Below are 15,795 nucleotides of genomic sequence, written 5' to 3'. Positions count from 1 at the left end.
TGCTTGGGCCGTCGCCTGCGGCCAGAAATAGCGGATTCAAAGGAACAAGATGACCAACGGGACCACCTGCTTCGACGTATTCGAGCAATGTGCGCTGGCAGTGCAGGCCGGGGAGCTGATCGAATCCGTCTCTGCCAAAGACAAAGAGTTTCACTTTCAGAACTGGTTTCAGCAGCGCCTGCAAAAGCTCGCGGTTCACTTCGAAGGCTCTGGACGTAACACGTATCCCGACTTCAGCTTGGTCGAATACACCGAGGGCTACGAGATCAAGGGGCTTGCATGGCCTGGCCGTGAGCGTGACTATGATTCGAATAGCCAGGTGCCGACCGGCCACCACAACGGCCGCCAAATCTTCTACGTGTTCGGCCGTTACCCGGCTGATCTGTCCGTCTATAGCGATCAGGGTAATGGTCGCAAACAGTACCCCGTTGTTGACCTCGTGATCTGCCACGGCGACTTCCTCAACGCCGACCACAACTATGTCCACAAGAACAAGAGTGTTAAAGGCTTCGGTACCTACGGCGACATCATGATTCGCGACCGAAAGATGTACGTCGCGCCGACGCCCTTTGCACTGACCGAAGGCACGACGGGCTTGATGACCCTGATACTTCCAGAGCACTTTGGTAGTGACGACCGCTATCAGGAAGTAGGACGTCTCACCCGAGTCGAGGCCGAGATGCTGGTCGTTGGGTACAGCTTCGATCTGCGTACGAATGAGCTGCGTGCCGAGCGCATCCCCAATCCCAAGGCAGGGGCCCAGCATCGGTTCGTGGCTTATCGACTTAAGAGCCAGGCCAGCAAGCCTGTTTCGATGACCGGCACCCCCGTGCTGCCTGATGAAAGCAATCAGCCAGACGAAGAATGAACATCTTCACCAACAATGCGGTGTTAATTCGCGCAGCCGCTGCGACCGCACTGGAATGCGACTTCCCAGTAGTCGAGATTAGTCAGATCGCCGAGCAGGAGAGCTGGCGGAAGGAAATTAACCGGCCCATCTACCATATCCACAAGTGGTGGGCGACCCGGCTCGGATCGGTGTTTCGGGGCATCACGCTCGGGGCCTTGAGCCAGCCGGGTGCCGACATCTGGGCGCAGTTTTACAAAGTGCATGACTTAGCCGGGAAGGTGGTGCTCGATCCTTTCATGGGCAGCGGTACGACCCTGGGCGAAGCCGTGAAGCTTGGGGCTAAGGCTATCGGTTGCGACATCAACCCCGTCAGCACCTTCCTTGTCCGTCAAGCATTCACGCCCGTATCGGAGACTAAGCTTCGGGCCGCTTTCGAGAGGCTGGAGCGAGATGTGGCTCCGGAGATTCGCCGCTATTACCAGACGCGCGACCCACAGACTGGTGAGCTCATCCCCGTCCTGTACTACTTCTGGGTCAAGACGGTTACGACGCCTGAGGGCGAGGTGATACCGCTGCTGTCGCGCTATGTGTTCGCTCAGGATGCATACCCGAAAAGGAAGCCTCGGGCACAGATTGTGTGCCCTAGCTGCTGGGGTGTGCTGGAGGATCGCTATGACGCCACCGACCTCCGCTGTCAGCGGTGCAATCATCAATTCAATCCGCAACAAGGCCCAGCCGCTGGTCAGTACGTCACGACCAAAGACGGTTTGAGATACCGCATCAAGGAGTTGCTTCCCGAGGACGGCACTCCGCCTGCGCATCGCATGTACGCGATGATGGCCCTGCGCGCAGACGGCTCGAAAGTCTATCTTCCGGTGCGCGACGAAGACTTAGCCCTTTACGAGGAGGCCCAGGGGAGGCTTGCCGGTGAGGCATTGCCTCTACCTAGAACCAAAGTCCGACCCGGTCATAACACTGACCAAGCACGCGGTTACAACTACACACAGTGGCGCGACTTCTTCAATGCACGCCAGTTGCTGTGCCTCGGTCTGCTCCTAAGGGAAATCCTTGGTCTCGAGGATGAAGCTGTGCAAGAGCAGATGCTTTGCCTGTTCTCCAGCACCTTGGAATTCAACAACCTGTTTTGCAGCTTCAAGGGTGAGGGTACCGGCGCCGTGCGGCACATGTTCTCGAACCACATCTTGAAGCCGGAGCGCGCACCGCTCGAAAATTCCGTGTGGGGCACCGAGAAGAGCAGTGGCACGTTCAGCACTTTATTTGAGTCCAGGCTACTGCGTGCCAAACGCTACCTGGACGAGCCCTTCGAGATCGCGTTAGAGCACGACCACAACGGAAATCGGACAGGCTCGCGTAAGACAGTTGCGAGTCACCCTGTTCGTGCTCGACGCGTCGAGACGTGGGCTGATCTTGACGCGGCTGAGCATGGCTTGCTGATTCTCAACGGCGACAGCTCCAGACTTTCCGTTCCTGCCGGAACGGTGGATGCTGTTGTGACTGATCCACCATACTTCGACTTCGTACACTACTCCGAGCTGAGCGACTTCTTTTTCGCTTGGCTCTCGCCCGTGCTGCGCGACCGCTACCCATGGATGGCTCGCGAGGATTCGTCCGACCAGGGCGAAGTACAGCACAAGGACCCTCGTGTGTTTGCTCGGCAGCTCGCCGCAGTTTTTAGTGAATCGTGCCGGGTGCTGAAAGATGAAGGGGTGCTTGCCTTTAGTTTTCATCACTCTAGGGCTGAGGGATGGGCGGCTATCTACGAGGCAGTCTCCACGGCTGGACTACAAGTGGTTGCAACGCATGTGGTCCACGCAGAGTTACGTTCAGCGAGCCCAAAAAGTGCAGCTAAAGAGCCGATCAGCGTAGACGCGATACTGGTGTGCAGAAAAAAATCTAGCGTAATGAGACCGCGCCTTGGGGAAGCGAACGTCTATGACTGCGTGCGAGCATCCGCGAGTCGGCTGGAGCATGCCGGAATCAAGCTCTCTGCGGCAGACCACTTTGTGATTGGAGCCGCGTATATGATGATCCTCGGTAGCATCGAGGGCCTCAGCCCAGAGCAAGTCCAAGCTCGTATCGATGAGGTCAAAGTTGGCCTGGCCCGCCCCATAGCAGCCGGCGAGCCTGCCGACGATGTGTTGCAGCCGATCAGTGAGGTCGCCAGGTGAATTCCGCCACGAAGGAACCCGCAATCCGCCTGCTTGAAGGTGAACAGCTTTCATTCGGCGTTACGGATATTTCTCAAGTAAAGGAGGTTTCCGACGACCTCATAAACGAGAAGTACATCCGAGGTGAGATTAGGATCGTCACGGAACAGGCGCGCTACCCTCTCAGCACCATTGCGACGATAGTGGAGAGTTCGTCGTACCGACTATCGCCGGAGTATCAAAGGCGCCATCGATGGTCTCGAGCTCAGCAGGCGAGATTGATTGAATCGTTGATTATGAACGTGCCGATTCCACCGATATTTCTCTACGAGTACGATTATTCGAAGTACGAGGTCATGGACGGGCTGCAGCGTCTCACGGCCATTCATGCTTTCTACAGGGACGAGTTTCCATTGACGGGGCTTAGTCAGTGGCCCGAGCTAAACGGCCGTGTTTACTCTAATTTGCCCTCAAAAGTGCGAGAGGGGATCGATAGGCGCTATCTCTCGTCGGTTATTTTGCTCAAAGAGACGGCGAAGAATGAAGAAGACGCTCTCCGGCTAAAGCAAATGGTATTCGAGCGAATTAACAGCGGCGGTACTCGCCTGACGGGGCAGGAGACCCGCAACGCAATATTTGACGGCCCACTCAATCGTCTTTGCATTGATCTCTCCAAGAACGCGTCTCTTTGCCGGTTGTGGGGCGTGCCGCTCCCGGAGCCCGCTGAACTTCAAGGCGGCCCTGCGTCTGATGATCGCTTAGAGAATCCGTCGTTCCGGGAGATGGAGGACGTGGAGCTCGTCCTACGCTTCTTTGCTTACAGGCAAAAGCATCAGCTTCACAAAAGTACAGTTCCATTAGGAAGCTATCTCGATGCGTACCTTAGGCATGGGAATACGTTTCCTAAAAGTACTCTGGACAGCCTCCGGGAGGTCTTCGAGGCAACGATTCAGTTGGTCGAAGACGTCTTCGGAGAGCAGGCTTTCTGGCTTTTGCGCAAACGCAAGGATTCATGGTCGTGGCTTGAACGACCAACAACGACGGTATACGACGCGTTAATGGCTGTAATGAGCCGCCATATCTCGGACGGTGACGCACTTCGCCAGATCGTACCGACTGTGCGAGAGCGGCTCGAAGGCTTCTATCGCGAGCACTATGCAGTGTTTGAGGGGAGGAACGTGAATCCATCAGCTCTCGTGCAGCGAGAGCAGACTTTTGAGCAGTTCATCGGCGACGCCCTAACGCCTTCATGAAGTCTTCCCTGTCTGACCTGATAAGCGGAATCAGACAGCTAGACGCGTTTCTGAGTAACACAGAACGTCAAGCCGAGCTGATCGCGCTACTTAACGCCCGCCCTGAGCAGTTGCCGCATTCCGAAGCGCAACTGGTTGGAGAGGTGGTTGCTTCGGCAACAAGCTCTCGTCAGTACGTTTACATGGTGGCGATCGTAGCTCTTTATGGCTTGCTGGAGCGATATGCCATATCAGCGATCAACGACTACGTAATGGAAGTAAGTCGCATAAGTGGAACTTACGAGCGTTTGCCGGAAAGGATACGAGCCAATCATTTACAAGCGTCTTTACGGTTGACAGAGGGGATCCTCAAGGACAGGTTTCGAACGGATACGACTTGGGAGCAGGTCATATCGAACCTGAATTCATGTCTTCCGGGATCAGGCGCTTTTAAACTGAACTCATCCGCCTATTCCTTTCACAGGGGAAACATCACCCTGGCAAGGTTGGGGGAGATGCTCGGTGGCATTGGGGTTGCGCTCCACCCCAGGAGAGTGGTTAACACTCTGAGCTACTCGGCGTACCTGGAGCAGCTCTTTCCGGAAAGAGATATCAGCGGACTGAGCGATCACGAGCTTGGACCACTAATCGATTCGTTGGATGATTTGGTAGAGCGCAGGAACTCCGTATCTCACGGCGTCTTGCAAGTCGACTCGATTGAGTCGGTTGACCTGCTCAGGGAACGGTGCAAATTCCTTACGGCATTTGGTCAATCTCTTTATGAGATCATGACAGACGAGTTGCTTCGTTACGAAGTGGAGCGCGGAGCCGCTGTGCGACTTGGCCGGCCCATAGCTGTTTTCAGCAGTGGAGCAATGGGCATACGGCTCACCGGTAGCATTTCAATTGGAGATAGGGTGTTTGCGCTCGGGAAGGGGGGCTTTGATGCGCCTGCTTTCGGCAAAATCCTAAGCTTGCAGATCCAGGGGAATCCCCTCGAGCATGTCGACGCGGACACCCCAATCGATGTGGGAGTTATGACTGATTTCAAGCCCTTTCGAGGAAGGGTTTACTATCGATCGTCCTCTGAGGTGTGGTAGGCAGCAGCACGATTCCTTTGTATGGAGAGCCGTGCTTATGCTTCCTTTCATTTAAAGCCACTGCCACGCCGTCCTCGCGGATCTTGACCCGCAGCGCGTCGAAGAACACCACCGGGTACATCGGCTTCAACGGCCGGGACTGCCACGCCGTCACCTCGGCCATGACCGCATCGGTGACCTTGCTGATGAACTCCGGAGACACCTCGACGGCGTACATGTCCGCCAGATGGTCTTGGATCTCGCGTGCGGTCATGCCGCGGGCGTACATCGACACGATCTCCTCTTCGAAGCCGTTGCAGCGCCGCTCGTGCTTGGGGATCAACTGCGGCTCGAAGGTCCCGGCGCGCTACACCATGCGCCCGACGATCTGGTGCATTGCGCCAAACCCACCAAAACGCTCGCTACGCGGTTCCGTGTCGGGAGCTCTACCCCACAGCTCTCGATACACCGGAGCCGCACCGGCAGCGATTCAGTCAGCCACAGCAACATCTAATATTGCGATCGAAGTCCCTCCCCCTAGATGCGTCATGCACTGGCAGTGATATAAGCCGGAACCCCTGCTATTGCTCCATATCGGGTCGCTACAGGTGCATCACCGAGTCGCCCACACATCGACCTGTACTATACGGTCATCCCCCATGCGTGTGCCGATATGACCAGCCTAGCCAACTTGCTCAAGAGCGAAATCACCCGACTTGCCCGCAAGGAAATCCGCACCCAAGTCGAACCACTGCGCAAAGCCAACGCCAAGCACCGACACGAGATCGCAGCATTGCGTCGTCAGATCACCGAGCAACAGAGTTTGATCGGCACGTTGCGACGCAGCACCGGCAAGGCTCCGGTGCGATCCGACGCCACCGAACCCAGCACTGCACGATTCAGCGCCAAGGGGTTGAAGTCCCTGCGGGCCAAGTTAGGACTGTCTGCTGCGGACTTTGGGCACCTTGCCGGCGTGTCTGGGCAGTCGATCTATCACTGGGAATCCGGCAAGACCGTGCCGCGTGCAGGTCAACTGACGAAGCTAGTCGGGCTGCGTTCGTTGGGCAAGCGTGCTGCCCAAGCCCAACTGGAAGCGATGTCGACGCCCGCCACTAAACGCACCAAGCACAAGTAACTCCATATTGCGCTTTGCTGGGCTGCGGACCCGCGTTTCACATGCGGTTGGCATGCGGTTTGGGCATCAGCCCGCACAGGTCGTCATACCGGTGGCGCACTGCGACCCGCGTGTCCGGCACAGACTACATGCCACACATGCGGTTTCGCCAGGCATCGGCCCCGACCCCGTGTGTCACCAGACCCAGCCAAACGCGCCCTGGGCGCATCCTGCGACGCGCAGCTACCCGTGTAACCCGCACTGCTGCGCGACGACCACGATGCGATTGGTGACGTTTGGCTGGGTGTTGCAGTGCGAGACGACGGGGTTTGCTGCCCACATTGCGGAATGACCGGACGCGCCGAGGGCGCAATGGGTCGGAACCACAGGCTGGGGGTATCCGGAACGCTTCACGGGTCCGTGACGTTGGAAGCCGACGATTGTCAGCCCGGGACAGGGTGTCACGTTTTCCTTTCTTTAAAAGCTATAACCCTTATAGCTCTACTCTCTATGTAGTAATTAAAGAAAGGAAAACGTGACACCTTATCCACGGGCTCACAAGCCCCGCTTCACCCTTGTGGTTGCGGCTCAAGTTCCGGTTGCGATTCCGATTTCGTCCCACCATGTTCCGGCGCCGGAACTTCCTGTTTTTTAGCCTTCTTCCCATCCCGGCGCTCTTTCGCCTTCAATCGCTTCTGCTTGAGCTTCGGATTCCCCAGCTCGCGCAATACCCGCCTCTCTTCCTGCAACGTCATCGTCATCCCGGCACGCTTGCGATCCCGTTCGCGCTGCTTGCGCTTGCGGTCGCCCTCGCGGTTGCGCAGCCCCCGGATGTCCAGGGTGCCGTAGCGTTCCAACAACACTCGATCTACTACGGCGCTACGTTCGATGCAGGCGGTGACGACCGGACAGCTACCACACATTGTGTTAGGCGTGGAACGGTAATACCCAAAGCACCCAGGTCGTGTTGCCACACCTTCGTCCAGCGGTTGATCCGGTCGTACCGGGTTGGACAAGCGCTCACCCAGTGCTGCATCAACCAAGTCATCGCCCAACCTGCAACGGGCCTCGTCTTCGCTGATCAGACGTGATTCGCGCATGTATCGCGCCAACCTCGCCGCTTGGTTAACCTTACCGGTCTTGCGGATATCCGCTTCGATGGCGTCCAATGCGCCCCGCTGCACGGGATCACCCGTGTAGTTCTCGGAAAAGAACCGGGGGTTACAGTCCCTAGGCAACAGCGGGATCGTGCCGGATTTGAACAACCCGGCAAGTTGCTTGCTGACGTGGGCCACGACATCGTCACTGTAGAGCTGGTTAGGTGCTGGCAACTCACTCGTGCCGTCGTCGCTTGCCTTGTTCATGGCCGCGATGATGTAACGGCCATATGGCACGCCCAGTGCGTCAGCATGCTGTCGGGCGCGCCAGAACATGGTAATCCGCGCATCGGGCCACGCTGACAGGTGCGCTCGCTGCACCCTGCGCCCCACGCGGCCCCGACTGTCGCGCTGCTTGATTGCATACCACTTCTGGTACGCCAGCATAAATGCCTCGGTACGCTCGTAGGGCGTCATGTAGCGATAGTCCAAATACGCGAGCGTGGCGAGGTCGGCTTCCAGGTCGAAGTCTTCCGGCTCGAGAATTTCCCGAGCGAAGCACATTTCCTCAATTCGCCCTTGTTCCGGATCGGCACGCTTGACGGCCAGCAGGCGCATGGTTCGCATATGGCGATAGGTGCTGCTTGTAGTCATGGCATGTAGTCCTGTGATGTGTGTCGTGCATGCATAGCCCGGGCTACGCTGGCTTCATGCAAAGGCGTACCCGAGCCAGTGGCGTGCACTGGCTTGATAGGATTGGGTGGGTTTGTGCATCTGCTGATGAACGCGAGGGCTATGTCGTCGGGGGCGATAGGCGCCTTATCGCCCCTGAGTCCTACCTCGCCTTAGTCTTGCTTGCGCCCCAGTCAATTGATGCGCACGGAACGCACGGCGCTCAACTGGTTGTTCTGATGAGCGTATGCCGCGACGGCCAAAGCGGTCTTGCCGTGCAGCTCACGCGGCAAGGACGGACGGTTCCAGCCACGAGCCAACTGACCCGTCAGCACTGCATGGATATAGCTGTCGTACTCGAGGCCCAGCAGGTCGGCATGCTGCCGTGCATGCCAGACATCCCGGATCGTCGCCAAAGGGGCGTTGACAAAGCCGTTCTCCAAGCCGGTGCGCATACGTTCTCCCCACCTGTAGGGGCCGTCTTCGACCAGGAGGAGGTAACGCTCCGCGAACAGATTGGTAGCCTCAAGCGGGTCGAGGTGCTGGTAGTCCGCGTTCCGCATCTCCACGGCCGCCTTTTCGAAACCAATGATCTTGTCCGTGAGGTACGACTGCATCACGTGGATGGTCAGCATTTCCCCGCGACGCGGGTCAACTTCCGACAGGGCCCTGCGCAAGTCATTGCAGCGCTTGATATGAGAACGAACAGCATTAGAGCCGGAATTCGGCTGGTTCTGGGTAGTCATCTTCTGTTTCCTCGGTGAATGAACGCGAGCCGTTCTGCTCGCCCGGGGAACATAGGAATTCCGAACATGGGGCGATCCTCGGTACCATGTATCGGCCCGATAACTTTCCAAGACCCATGTTCCGACCCCATCAAGACGCCATTGACGGCGTGTTCGAACTGCACCGCCGACTTCGGCAACGCATGGATCGTCAGCTCAGAGCCGAGGCTGGCCTGACCTACTCCAAGTACGTTCTGCTCAAGTGCATTCAGACGCAGCAGCCTCGATGTACCCGCGCCACATTGGCTGCGGCTTCTGGGTTCGTATCGGCCTCCCTAACCGACGCAGTGCGCGGACTGCTCAAGAACGGGCTGATCGTTGAGGTGCGGGAAGTGTGGGACGAACGCAGAGTGTGGCTGCGAGTATCCGAGGCAGGTCAGAGTGCTATCCATGCCGCGTCAGAGGTGTGGGACGACGAACTGATAAGGCTGTTGGATGTTCCTCCGGCGGATGAGGCAAGAGGCTTCATGAAGGCGTTAGAAATGATGATTGAGTCGTCAGGTGATTAGGGTGTTGCCTGTATGGAGTGGCCTGGCAGCGCACTCCACTTCGGCAGCGTCGGATCATGCGTTCCACGTACCACCTAGGACTTCCACCCGTCCGATGGCATTCCGCGGGACCTCGTCATGCAGCGCGCGCTGCACACCCAATGGGACGCAACCAGCGCACCCCTGGCTGGCTCGGCGTCGATCAGATAGGGGTGTAGCTCACGGCGCCCCGGACGCAGGCAGGGAGCGATTGCCTTGGTCTGGTACGCATCCGGAAACGCGAGCGTCGCTGTTCGATCAAGCAGCGAGTTTCGCCACGGCTGCGGCAAGCGTTCCGGGGCAAAGGTGGGCGTAGCGAAGCGTCATGGCGATGTCTGCATGCCCCAACAGTTCGCGCACCGTATTGAGGTCCACCCCCGCCCGCACCAGCTTGCTCGCGAAGTGATGACGTAGGTCGTGGAAGCGGAAGCCGTCAATGCGGGCGCTGGTTAGTATCCCGGTCCACGCCTTCTTGACGCTGGCAACATCAAACACGCGCCCCGTTGCGTGCGTCTGGCTGGCCCACTGCGCCAGCACGGCATGGGCTTCGGCATTGAGTGGTACGTGACGCTGGCGCCCGCTTTTGGCGTTTTCGGCGCGGACAGTGAGCATGCGGGCATCCAAATCGACATCCGCCCACGTCAGGGACAGCAATTCGCCCCGACGTAGCCCAGTGTTCATCGCCAGCAACACGACCGGGGTCAGATGGTCGCCGTAGCTGCCCGCAGGAATCTCGGGCTTGAGCGCGATATTTCGATCCGCCCGCCAGCGATTGCCCGACACGCGGGCGGTCGCATGCTGTTGGTCGCGGGTGGTCAGGGCGGTGCGCAATCGGGTTTCCTCGTCCGGGGACAGGAACCGGACGATCTTGCGGGGTTCGACAGACTTCTGGCGAAGTCCCAGCAACGGGTTGCGTTCCAGGAGCTTCCATTCGACTGCCTTGGAGATGGCAGAGCGCAGGCAGGCCAAGTCCCGGGCTGCGGTCGCCTTGGCTACAGGACGCTCCCCAGCGACGCGATTACGCCACCAGCGATCAATTGCCGCCTCGTCGATTTCCGAAAGCTGACGGTTCAGCAGGCTGGGGAAGTGGGTCTGGATGCGCTCGACGTAATGCTGCCCGCCCCGGAGCTCGATCTTCGCCCACGGCGCGTAATGATCGTCAAGGAACGCAGCCAGCGTGCACCTGGGCCGCTCCGGCCTTGCGATGCTGGGCAACCCCTGCTGGATGACCTCGGCCATCGCCTGGGACGCATAGGCGCGCGCTTGATCGAGCGTTAGAAGGGTGGCTGACCCAAGCGTCCGTCGCTTCCCGTGCGCCCACGTAACGATCCACGCTTTGTGTCCCGAGGGCTGCACCCGCAGCAGTAGGCCGCGCGCCTGCGTGTCCCTGAGCTCGTATGGACGCTCCCGGGGCTGCGAGGTAGCCACGATTCGTTTGGTGAGGGCGATCCTCATCGGAGCTCTATCCGTAAGTGTCTGGTAGGCCAGACGCTATCGGAGCCCGTGTTGCAGTGTTTGGATGAGGACCATCCACATTGGGGGCATTCGCCCTCCGAGCCTGAACGCGGTCTTTATGGTTCAATGGCGCTCGGGGATAGCAGGGAAGGGGACTCCTGGGTGCAACAACAGCGCTCTGGCCGTGTATACGCCGTGCTCGGCGTTGTTCAGAACGTCAGTCTTTGGCTTAGCGGCTTTGTTGCTGTGATGCTGAAGGCAAAGCCTGAAGAATTTGCTGACAAGTTTCCTTCAGTTTCCAACGCCGTCCTGTTTGTCCAGACTTGGGCTTGGCTGCTCGTGCCCGCCCTTCTCGTTCTTTCAGGATTTCTGAAATGGCTGCGAAAGTACCTCGGCGACCCCGCGGTCTGGCAGGAGCTTCACGCCCTCATAACGCGCTATCGCGATGAAGTGTTCTCGGACGCAGGCGCCGGCCTTCAGCAGCATCGGCGCGTGACGCTGTTTAAGCACCATTCCTGGTGCATGTGCTTCAGGCGTTGGCCCTGGGACGCATGGCTGACGCCGGTTGTACGCTCGGGGCATACAAGTCAAATCAGCGATACAGCTTTTCGTATCCCAAGAGGAGAAGATTCAGGCGCACAGGGAGTGGCTGGCAAGGCGTGGATCAGTGAAGGTAGCGTCTATGTTGAGAATCTTCCTGACGTGCAACACGCGAGTCGTTCAGACGAAGACTGCTCAACTTACGCCATAGCAACAGGTATTGATGTAAAGCGGGTCAAGGAAAAGAAGCCTCAAGGGCGCTCGTTCTATGCGTTCCGAGTAGAGGTTAAAGGCAAGCCATGGGGCGTAATGGTGATCGATTCCAGGGACACGACCATTCGCAAAAAGCGAGCAAAGGATAAGTTCGACCGAGCCACCGAAAGTTTTCTCTCGCTCCTCCTTCAACGGATATAGCCATGAACCCTGAAGCCGAGTGGATCGAAGTCGACGAGGATCGATACGACAAAGACTATGAGGAGCGTCGGGACGTTCGCAGCGTTGTCATTCATGTGAGCGCTTCACCCTACGACATCCCGCATCAAGTTAAGGGCGAGTTTGCGCCCGATTCGCATCGGCTTGTGATTACTTTCCGTTACTTGGCCGACGAGCCCACTCATCAAGTACATCTTGCGAAACATGCGATCGCTGCCGTCGGCAAGAAGAGCGGACGCGTGTATTCAATTGAGATTGACGTCGACTCTCTGAATGTCGAAGAGGTCAAGCTGAAGCTACAGATCGATGATGCGATCAGCAATTTAGCTGAGATCAAGCACAAGCGAGAGCGCAACTATGACTTGGCGCGGAAGGTTGTCGGAGACTACTGGTCCTCTATCTCGCAAATGCTGGCCAAGGATCAGCCGAAGCTCCACGCTGCAATCTAGTTCGCGTTACGACTGCCCTTAGCAGGCGAACCAAGCGCGCACCCCCTGTGCTCGACTAGGAGTAGCTGCGCACCCATTGGGCGCCTCCCCATGGGGCAATAGGCGCGGGCATCTTTCCGTAAGTGGCTGGTAAGCCAGCTGGAAGGCGTGTCCATGATCTCTGGATGAGGATCACCCGCGTCGGGCCACGTTCCCCACGGAAGTCCTTGAATGCAAAAGGCCCCGCTTTTCAGCAGGGCCTCTTATCTCTCGCGGTGGTGGCTATGGGTGGACTCGAACCACCGACCCCAGCATTATGAGTGCTGTGCTCTAACCGGCTGAGCTACATAGCCCCGCGGAGAACCGCGAATTATTCATGCCGAAGGGGTTGTCGTCAATCGCCTCGCGCCGGGTTGTCGTTGCGGGCGAGGGCGTGGCAGAGTCGGGGGCAGTGAATTCAGGAGTCCGCATCGTGATCGATCCGGACGGCTACCGACCCAATGTCGGCATCGTCCTGATGCACCCGGACGGACGCGTGTTCTGGGCGCGCCGCGTGCATCGGGATGGCTGGCAGTTCCCGCAGGGCGGGATGAACAGCGACGAGACGCCGCTGGAGGCCATGTATCGCGAGCTTCGCGAGGAAACCGGCCTGCTGCCCGAGCATGTCGAGGTCCTCGGCGCGACCCCGGGCTGGCTGCGATACCGCCTGCCGCAGCGGGCGATCCGCCGGAATGACCGGCTGGTGTGCATCGGGCAGAAGCAGGTCTGGTTCTTGTTGCGCCTGACCGGCCAGGAGTCCGACCTGCGCCTGGACCTCACCGACAAACCTGAATTCGACCACTGGCGGTGGGTGGACTTCTGGTACCCGGTGGAACACGTCGTGATCTTCAAACGGGGCGTCTACGATCGGGCGCTGCGCCATCTGGCGCCGGCCGCGCGGCAGGTGGCGGGGGTGCAGGCGGTGCCGACGCCCGGTCCGGAGTTCCGCGGCCAGGACCGTTCAGGCCGCATCCGGCGGCCGCGCTGGCGCGATGCCAAGCCGGTGCGCGGTCAGGATCCGGTTAATTGACAATCATTCTCATTCATGGCGAAATGGCCCTGCAGCCGATCCGGCTGCTTTGTCCGATACCGCCGCCGTGTACGTCTGCATCTGCAATGGGGTCACCGATCACGACATCCGCGCCGCCGCCGACGCGGGCTGCCGCAGCGTGACCGAACTGACCATGCGCACCGGCGCTGGCGCCAATTGCGGCAGCTGCCTCGACATGGCCTCCTCGCTGCTCGACGCCCATCACGCCGTGCGCGAGCTGCCCTTCGCGGTGCTGCAGGAAGCCGCCTGAGCTTCTTTCCCAATCGAGACTGATTCTCGGACGCGAGCGCACCCGATTCGCGTTCCGTCATCGTCCGCCTGAACGGGCTAGAGTGCCGCCATCCCACGTTTACGGAGGCCGGCCATGAAGGGCGACGCCAAGGTCATCGAATTCCTCAACAAGGCGCTCTACAACGAGCTGACCGCCATCAACCAGTACTTCCTGCACGCCAAGATGCTGAAGAACTGGGGCCTGAAGGAACTCGCCGAGCACGAGTACAAGGAATCCATCGACGAGATGAAGCACGCCGACAAGCTGTCGGAGCGCATCCTCTTCCTCGAAGGCCTTCCGAACTTCCAGGCGCTGGGCAAGCTGCGCATCGGCGAGAATCCGCGCGAGCTGCTCGCCTGCGATCTCGCTCTGGAGCTTGAAGGCCTGCCGGTGCTGCGCGAGGCCATCAAGTACTGCGAATCGGTGAACGACTACGTCAGTCGCAAGCTGTTCGCCGACATCCTCGATTCCGAGGAAGAACACATCGACTGGATCGAGACCCAGCTGTCGCTGATCGAGCGCCTGGGCGAGCAGAACTACCTGCTGACCAAGATCGAGGAGTAAGCACGCCCGCGGCTTCATTCCCGCGCGTGCGATGAAGTAATAAAACGCCGCCGTTTCCGGCGGCGTTCTCGTGTCGGTGCAATGCTCGTTTCAGACCGGTCCGGGCCGTGGCGCGCGCCGGAACAGCATCCGCCAGACCCACCACAGCAGCAGCGCCAGTGTCACGCTGATCAGCACGACGATGGACAGCGCGATCCACGGATGCGCGAACACCAGCGCCAACCCGCCGACGGTGGCGACGTCCTCGGTGATGGATGCCGTCCAGTTGCTCACCGGCTCGGGCGAGGTGTTGAGCAACGCCCGCGAGCCGGACTTGAGCACATGGCTGGTCAGCGCTACGCCCGCGCCGGCCGCCAATGCGCCGGCGCCGAGGTGCCCGTCAGGCGACAACGTGGCCGCGGCCAGGAAGGCGCCGGCCGGAATGCGAAGCAGCGTGTGCAGCAGGTCCCAGCCGGAGTCCACGCCCGGGATCTTGTCGGCGAAAAATTCGCCGGCGGCGAGGACGCCCGAAACACCCAAGACCCACGGCGACGCCGTAACCTGCAGCGCCTGCGGCAGGTCCAGCCAGCCGAAGTAGCCCGCCAGGCCCACGCCGAACACGGTCAGGTACACCCGGATGCCCGCCAACCAGGCCAGGACTACCCCAATTGCGAACAGGTGCGCATCCGACATGTCGCTCCCTCGCTAGACTGTCCATCGAAGTATAGGGGCTGGGGAAACCGGCGACCGCATCGCCGGAAACAAGCGTATGAACAAGCCGCCGCGCAGGGCGCCGCCACCGCGCTTCACGATCGTCCAGCAGCGTCCGGACCGCCGGCCGCTGATCATCGCCGTGCTCGCGGTGGTCTGGATCGCCTCGCTGGTGGGCGTGTGGATCGGCGCCGAGCGCCATGCCGCGCCCAGGCTTCCGGCGGTCACCGCCGAGCTCGACGCGGCCAACGACGAACTCCACCGCTGGCGCGCCCAGGCCGAACAGCTGGCACAGCGCGAGGCCACGCTCGCCCGCTCCGACCAGATCAGCCGCGCCGCCAACAAGGAAGTGCAGGGCGAACTGGCGGAAAGGGAGGAGGAGATCTCCGACCTGCGCGCCAACCTCGCCTTCTACGAGCGCCTGGTCGGCGCGACCGGACAGCCCAAGGGGCTGAGCGTGCACTCGGCACGTTTCGACGCCGAAACCGGCGGCACCTGGCGGTACCAGATCGTGCTGACCCAGAGCCTCAACAAGGGCGCCATCAGCCGCGGCCGCCTGCGCTTCACCGTGGAAGGCGTGCGCAACGGCAAGCTCGCCATCGTGAGCTGGGACGAGCTGCACCAGCGCGCAGGCGTCCCGGCACAGGATTATTCCTTCCGCTACTTCCAGCAGCTGGGCGGCAGCGTCATGCTGCCGGCCGGCTTCACTCCGCAGCGCGTCCGCGTCTCGCTGGACGGCGGCGACGTCGCCATCGAGCAGACGCTGGGCTGGCAGAGCGGTACCGCCACTTAATCGTTGAA

15 protein-coding genes, 1 tRNA gene and 2 pseudogenes are annotated in these 15,795 nt (G+C 59.8%); 12 read left to right on the top strand and 6 right to left on the bottom strand.

Annotated features, from left to right (window positions below):
- Nucleotides 1-49 precede the first annotated feature (49 nt).
- Genes AAFF32_RS00550 through AAFF32_RS00535 form a run of 4 tightly spaced genes read left to right on the top strand, consistent with a single transcriptional unit; the run spans nucleotide 50 to nucleotide 5,350 of the window.
- On the top strand, nucleotides 50-868 hold the full coding sequence (locus AAFF32_RS00550; protein ID WP_342316132.1) for a hypothetical protein: 819 nt from the start codon (nucleotides 50-52) through the stop codon (nucleotides 866-868).
- A complete protein-coding gene (locus AAFF32_RS00545) occupies nucleotides 865-3,039 on the top strand; it encodes a DNA methyltransferase (protein ID WP_342316131.1) in 2,175 nt (724 codons plus the stop codon). The genes AAFF32_RS00550 and AAFF32_RS00545 overlap by 4 nt, the downstream gene beginning before the upstream one ends.
- Nucleotides 3,036-4,271 (top strand): DUF262 domain-containing protein, encoded by a 1,236-nt coding sequence (locus tag AAFF32_RS00540; RefSeq protein ID WP_342316130.1) that lies wholly within the window; start codon nucleotides 3,036-3,038, stop codon nucleotides 4,269-4,271. Before AAFF32_RS00545 ends, AAFF32_RS00540 begins: the two co-directional genes overlap by 4 nt.
- Complete coding sequence (locus AAFF32_RS00535; RefSeq protein ID WP_342316129.1) at nucleotides 4,268-5,350, top strand: MAE_28990/MAE_18760 family HEPN-like nuclease; 1,083 nt, start codon at nucleotides 4,268-4,270, stop codon at nucleotides 5,348-5,350. Before AAFF32_RS00540 ends, AAFF32_RS00535 begins: the two co-directional genes overlap by 4 nt.
- Before the next feature lie 64 nt (nucleotides 5,351-5,414).
- Here AAFF32_RS00535 and AAFF32_RS00530 read toward each other — a convergent pair.
- Nucleotides 5,415-5,696 (bottom strand): annotated as a pseudogene (locus tag AAFF32_RS00530) (transposase); the annotation flags it as partial.
- A 306-nt stretch (nucleotides 5,697-6,002) separates the two neighbouring features.
- On the opposite strand from AAFF32_RS00530, the gene AAFF32_RS00525 reads away from it, so the two are divergent.
- Entirely contained in the window at nucleotides 6,003-6,464 is a 462-nt protein-coding gene (locus AAFF32_RS00525) for a helix-turn-helix domain-containing protein (RefSeq protein ID WP_342316128.1), read from the top strand.
- A 548-nt stretch (nucleotides 6,465-7,012) separates the two neighbouring features.
- Here the strand turns inward: AAFF32_RS00525 and AAFF32_RS00520 are convergent.
- Nucleotides 7,013-8,158 (bottom strand): hypothetical protein, encoded by a 1,146-nt coding sequence (locus AAFF32_RS00520; RefSeq protein ID WP_342316127.1) that lies wholly within the window; start codon nucleotides 8,156-8,158, stop codon nucleotides 7,013-7,015.
- Nucleotides 8,159-8,406: 248 nt separating this feature from the next.
- Complete coding sequence (locus tag AAFF32_RS00515; RefSeq protein ID WP_342316126.1) at nucleotides 8,407-8,958, bottom strand: hypothetical protein; 552 nt, start codon at nucleotides 8,956-8,958, stop codon at nucleotides 8,407-8,409.
- 149 nt (nucleotides 8,959-9,107) lie between these two features.
- Between AAFF32_RS00515 and AAFF32_RS00510 the strand changes: the two genes are divergently transcribed.
- Nucleotides 9,108-9,506, top strand: a complete 399-nt coding sequence (locus AAFF32_RS00510) for a MarR family winged helix-turn-helix transcriptional regulator (RefSeq protein ID WP_342316125.1) — start codon at nucleotides 9,108-9,110, stop codon at nucleotides 9,504-9,506.
- 276 nt (nucleotides 9,507-9,782) lie between these two features.
- On the opposite strand, the gene AAFF32_RS00505 is transcribed toward AAFF32_RS00510, so the two are convergent.
- Nucleotides 9,783-10,979, bottom strand: coding sequence for a site-specific integrase (locus AAFF32_RS00505; RefSeq protein WP_342316124.1), 1,197 nt, complete (start codon nucleotides 10,977-10,979; stop codon nucleotides 9,783-9,785).
- A 162-nt stretch (nucleotides 10,980-11,141) separates the two neighbouring features.
- Between AAFF32_RS00505 and AAFF32_RS00500 the strand changes: the two genes are divergently transcribed.
- Nucleotides 11,142-11,933 (top strand): hypothetical protein, encoded by a 792-nt coding sequence (locus AAFF32_RS00500; RefSeq protein WP_342316123.1) that lies wholly within the window; start codon nucleotides 11,142-11,144, stop codon nucleotides 11,931-11,933.
- 2 nt (nucleotides 11,934-11,935) lie between these two features.
- Nucleotides 11,936-12,400, top strand: coding sequence for a hypothetical protein (locus AAFF32_RS00495; protein WP_342316122.1), 465 nt, complete (start codon nucleotides 11,936-11,938; stop codon nucleotides 12,398-12,400).
- Nucleotides 12,401-12,655: 255 nt separating this feature from the next.
- Here AAFF32_RS00495 and AAFF32_RS00490 read toward each other — a convergent pair.
- Nucleotides 12,656-12,732: transfer RNA gene (locus tag AAFF32_RS00490), tRNA-Met, on the bottom strand.
- Nucleotides 12,733-12,851: 119 nt separating this feature from the next.
- Here AAFF32_RS00490 and AAFF32_RS00485 point away from each other — a divergent pair.
- From AAFF32_RS00485 to bfr, 3 genes and pseudogenes are all read left to right on the top strand, one after another.
- A pseudogene (locus AAFF32_RS00485) lies at nucleotides 12,852-13,346 on the top strand (RNA pyrophosphohydrolase); the annotation flags it as partial.
- 169 nt (nucleotides 13,347-13,515) lie between these two features.
- Complete coding sequence (locus AAFF32_RS00480) at nucleotides 13,516-13,719, top strand: (2Fe-2S)-binding protein (protein WP_216966146.1); 204 nt, start codon at nucleotides 13,516-13,518, stop codon at nucleotides 13,717-13,719.
- A gap of 114 nt (nucleotides 13,720-13,833) precedes the next feature.
- The gene (gene bfr / locus AAFF32_RS00475) at nucleotides 13,834-14,304 is read left to right on the top strand and encodes a bacterioferritin (protein ID WP_216965936.1); all 471 of its coding nucleotides are present in this window, start codon (nucleotides 13,834-13,836) and stop codon (nucleotides 14,302-14,304) included.
- 90 nt (nucleotides 14,305-14,394) lie between these two features.
- Here the strand turns inward: bfr and AAFF32_RS00470 are convergent, their stop codons facing one another.
- Nucleotides 14,395-14,976 carry a DUF4126 domain-containing protein gene (locus AAFF32_RS00470; RefSeq protein ID WP_216965938.1) on the bottom strand — a complete coding sequence of 194 codons (582 nt, stop codon included), beginning with the start codon at nucleotides 14,974-14,976 and terminating at the stop codon, nucleotides 14,395-14,397.
- 76 nt (nucleotides 14,977-15,052) lie between these two features.
- Between AAFF32_RS00470 and AAFF32_RS00465 the strand changes: the two genes are divergently transcribed.
- Nucleotides 15,053-15,787, top strand: a complete 735-nt coding sequence (locus tag AAFF32_RS00465) for a DUF6776 family protein (RefSeq protein WP_254200947.1) — start codon at nucleotides 15,053-15,055, stop codon at nucleotides 15,785-15,787.
- The last annotated feature ends 8 nt before the right edge of the window (nucleotides 15,788-15,795 follow it).

The sequence above is a fragment of the Lysobacter sp. FW306-1B-D06B genome, from assembly GCF_038446665.1.
Taxonomy (GTDB): domain Bacteria; phylum Pseudomonadota; class Gammaproteobacteria; order Xanthomonadales; family Xanthomonadaceae; genus Lysobacter_J.
This window is presented reverse-complemented; position numbering and strand designations above follow the sequence as displayed.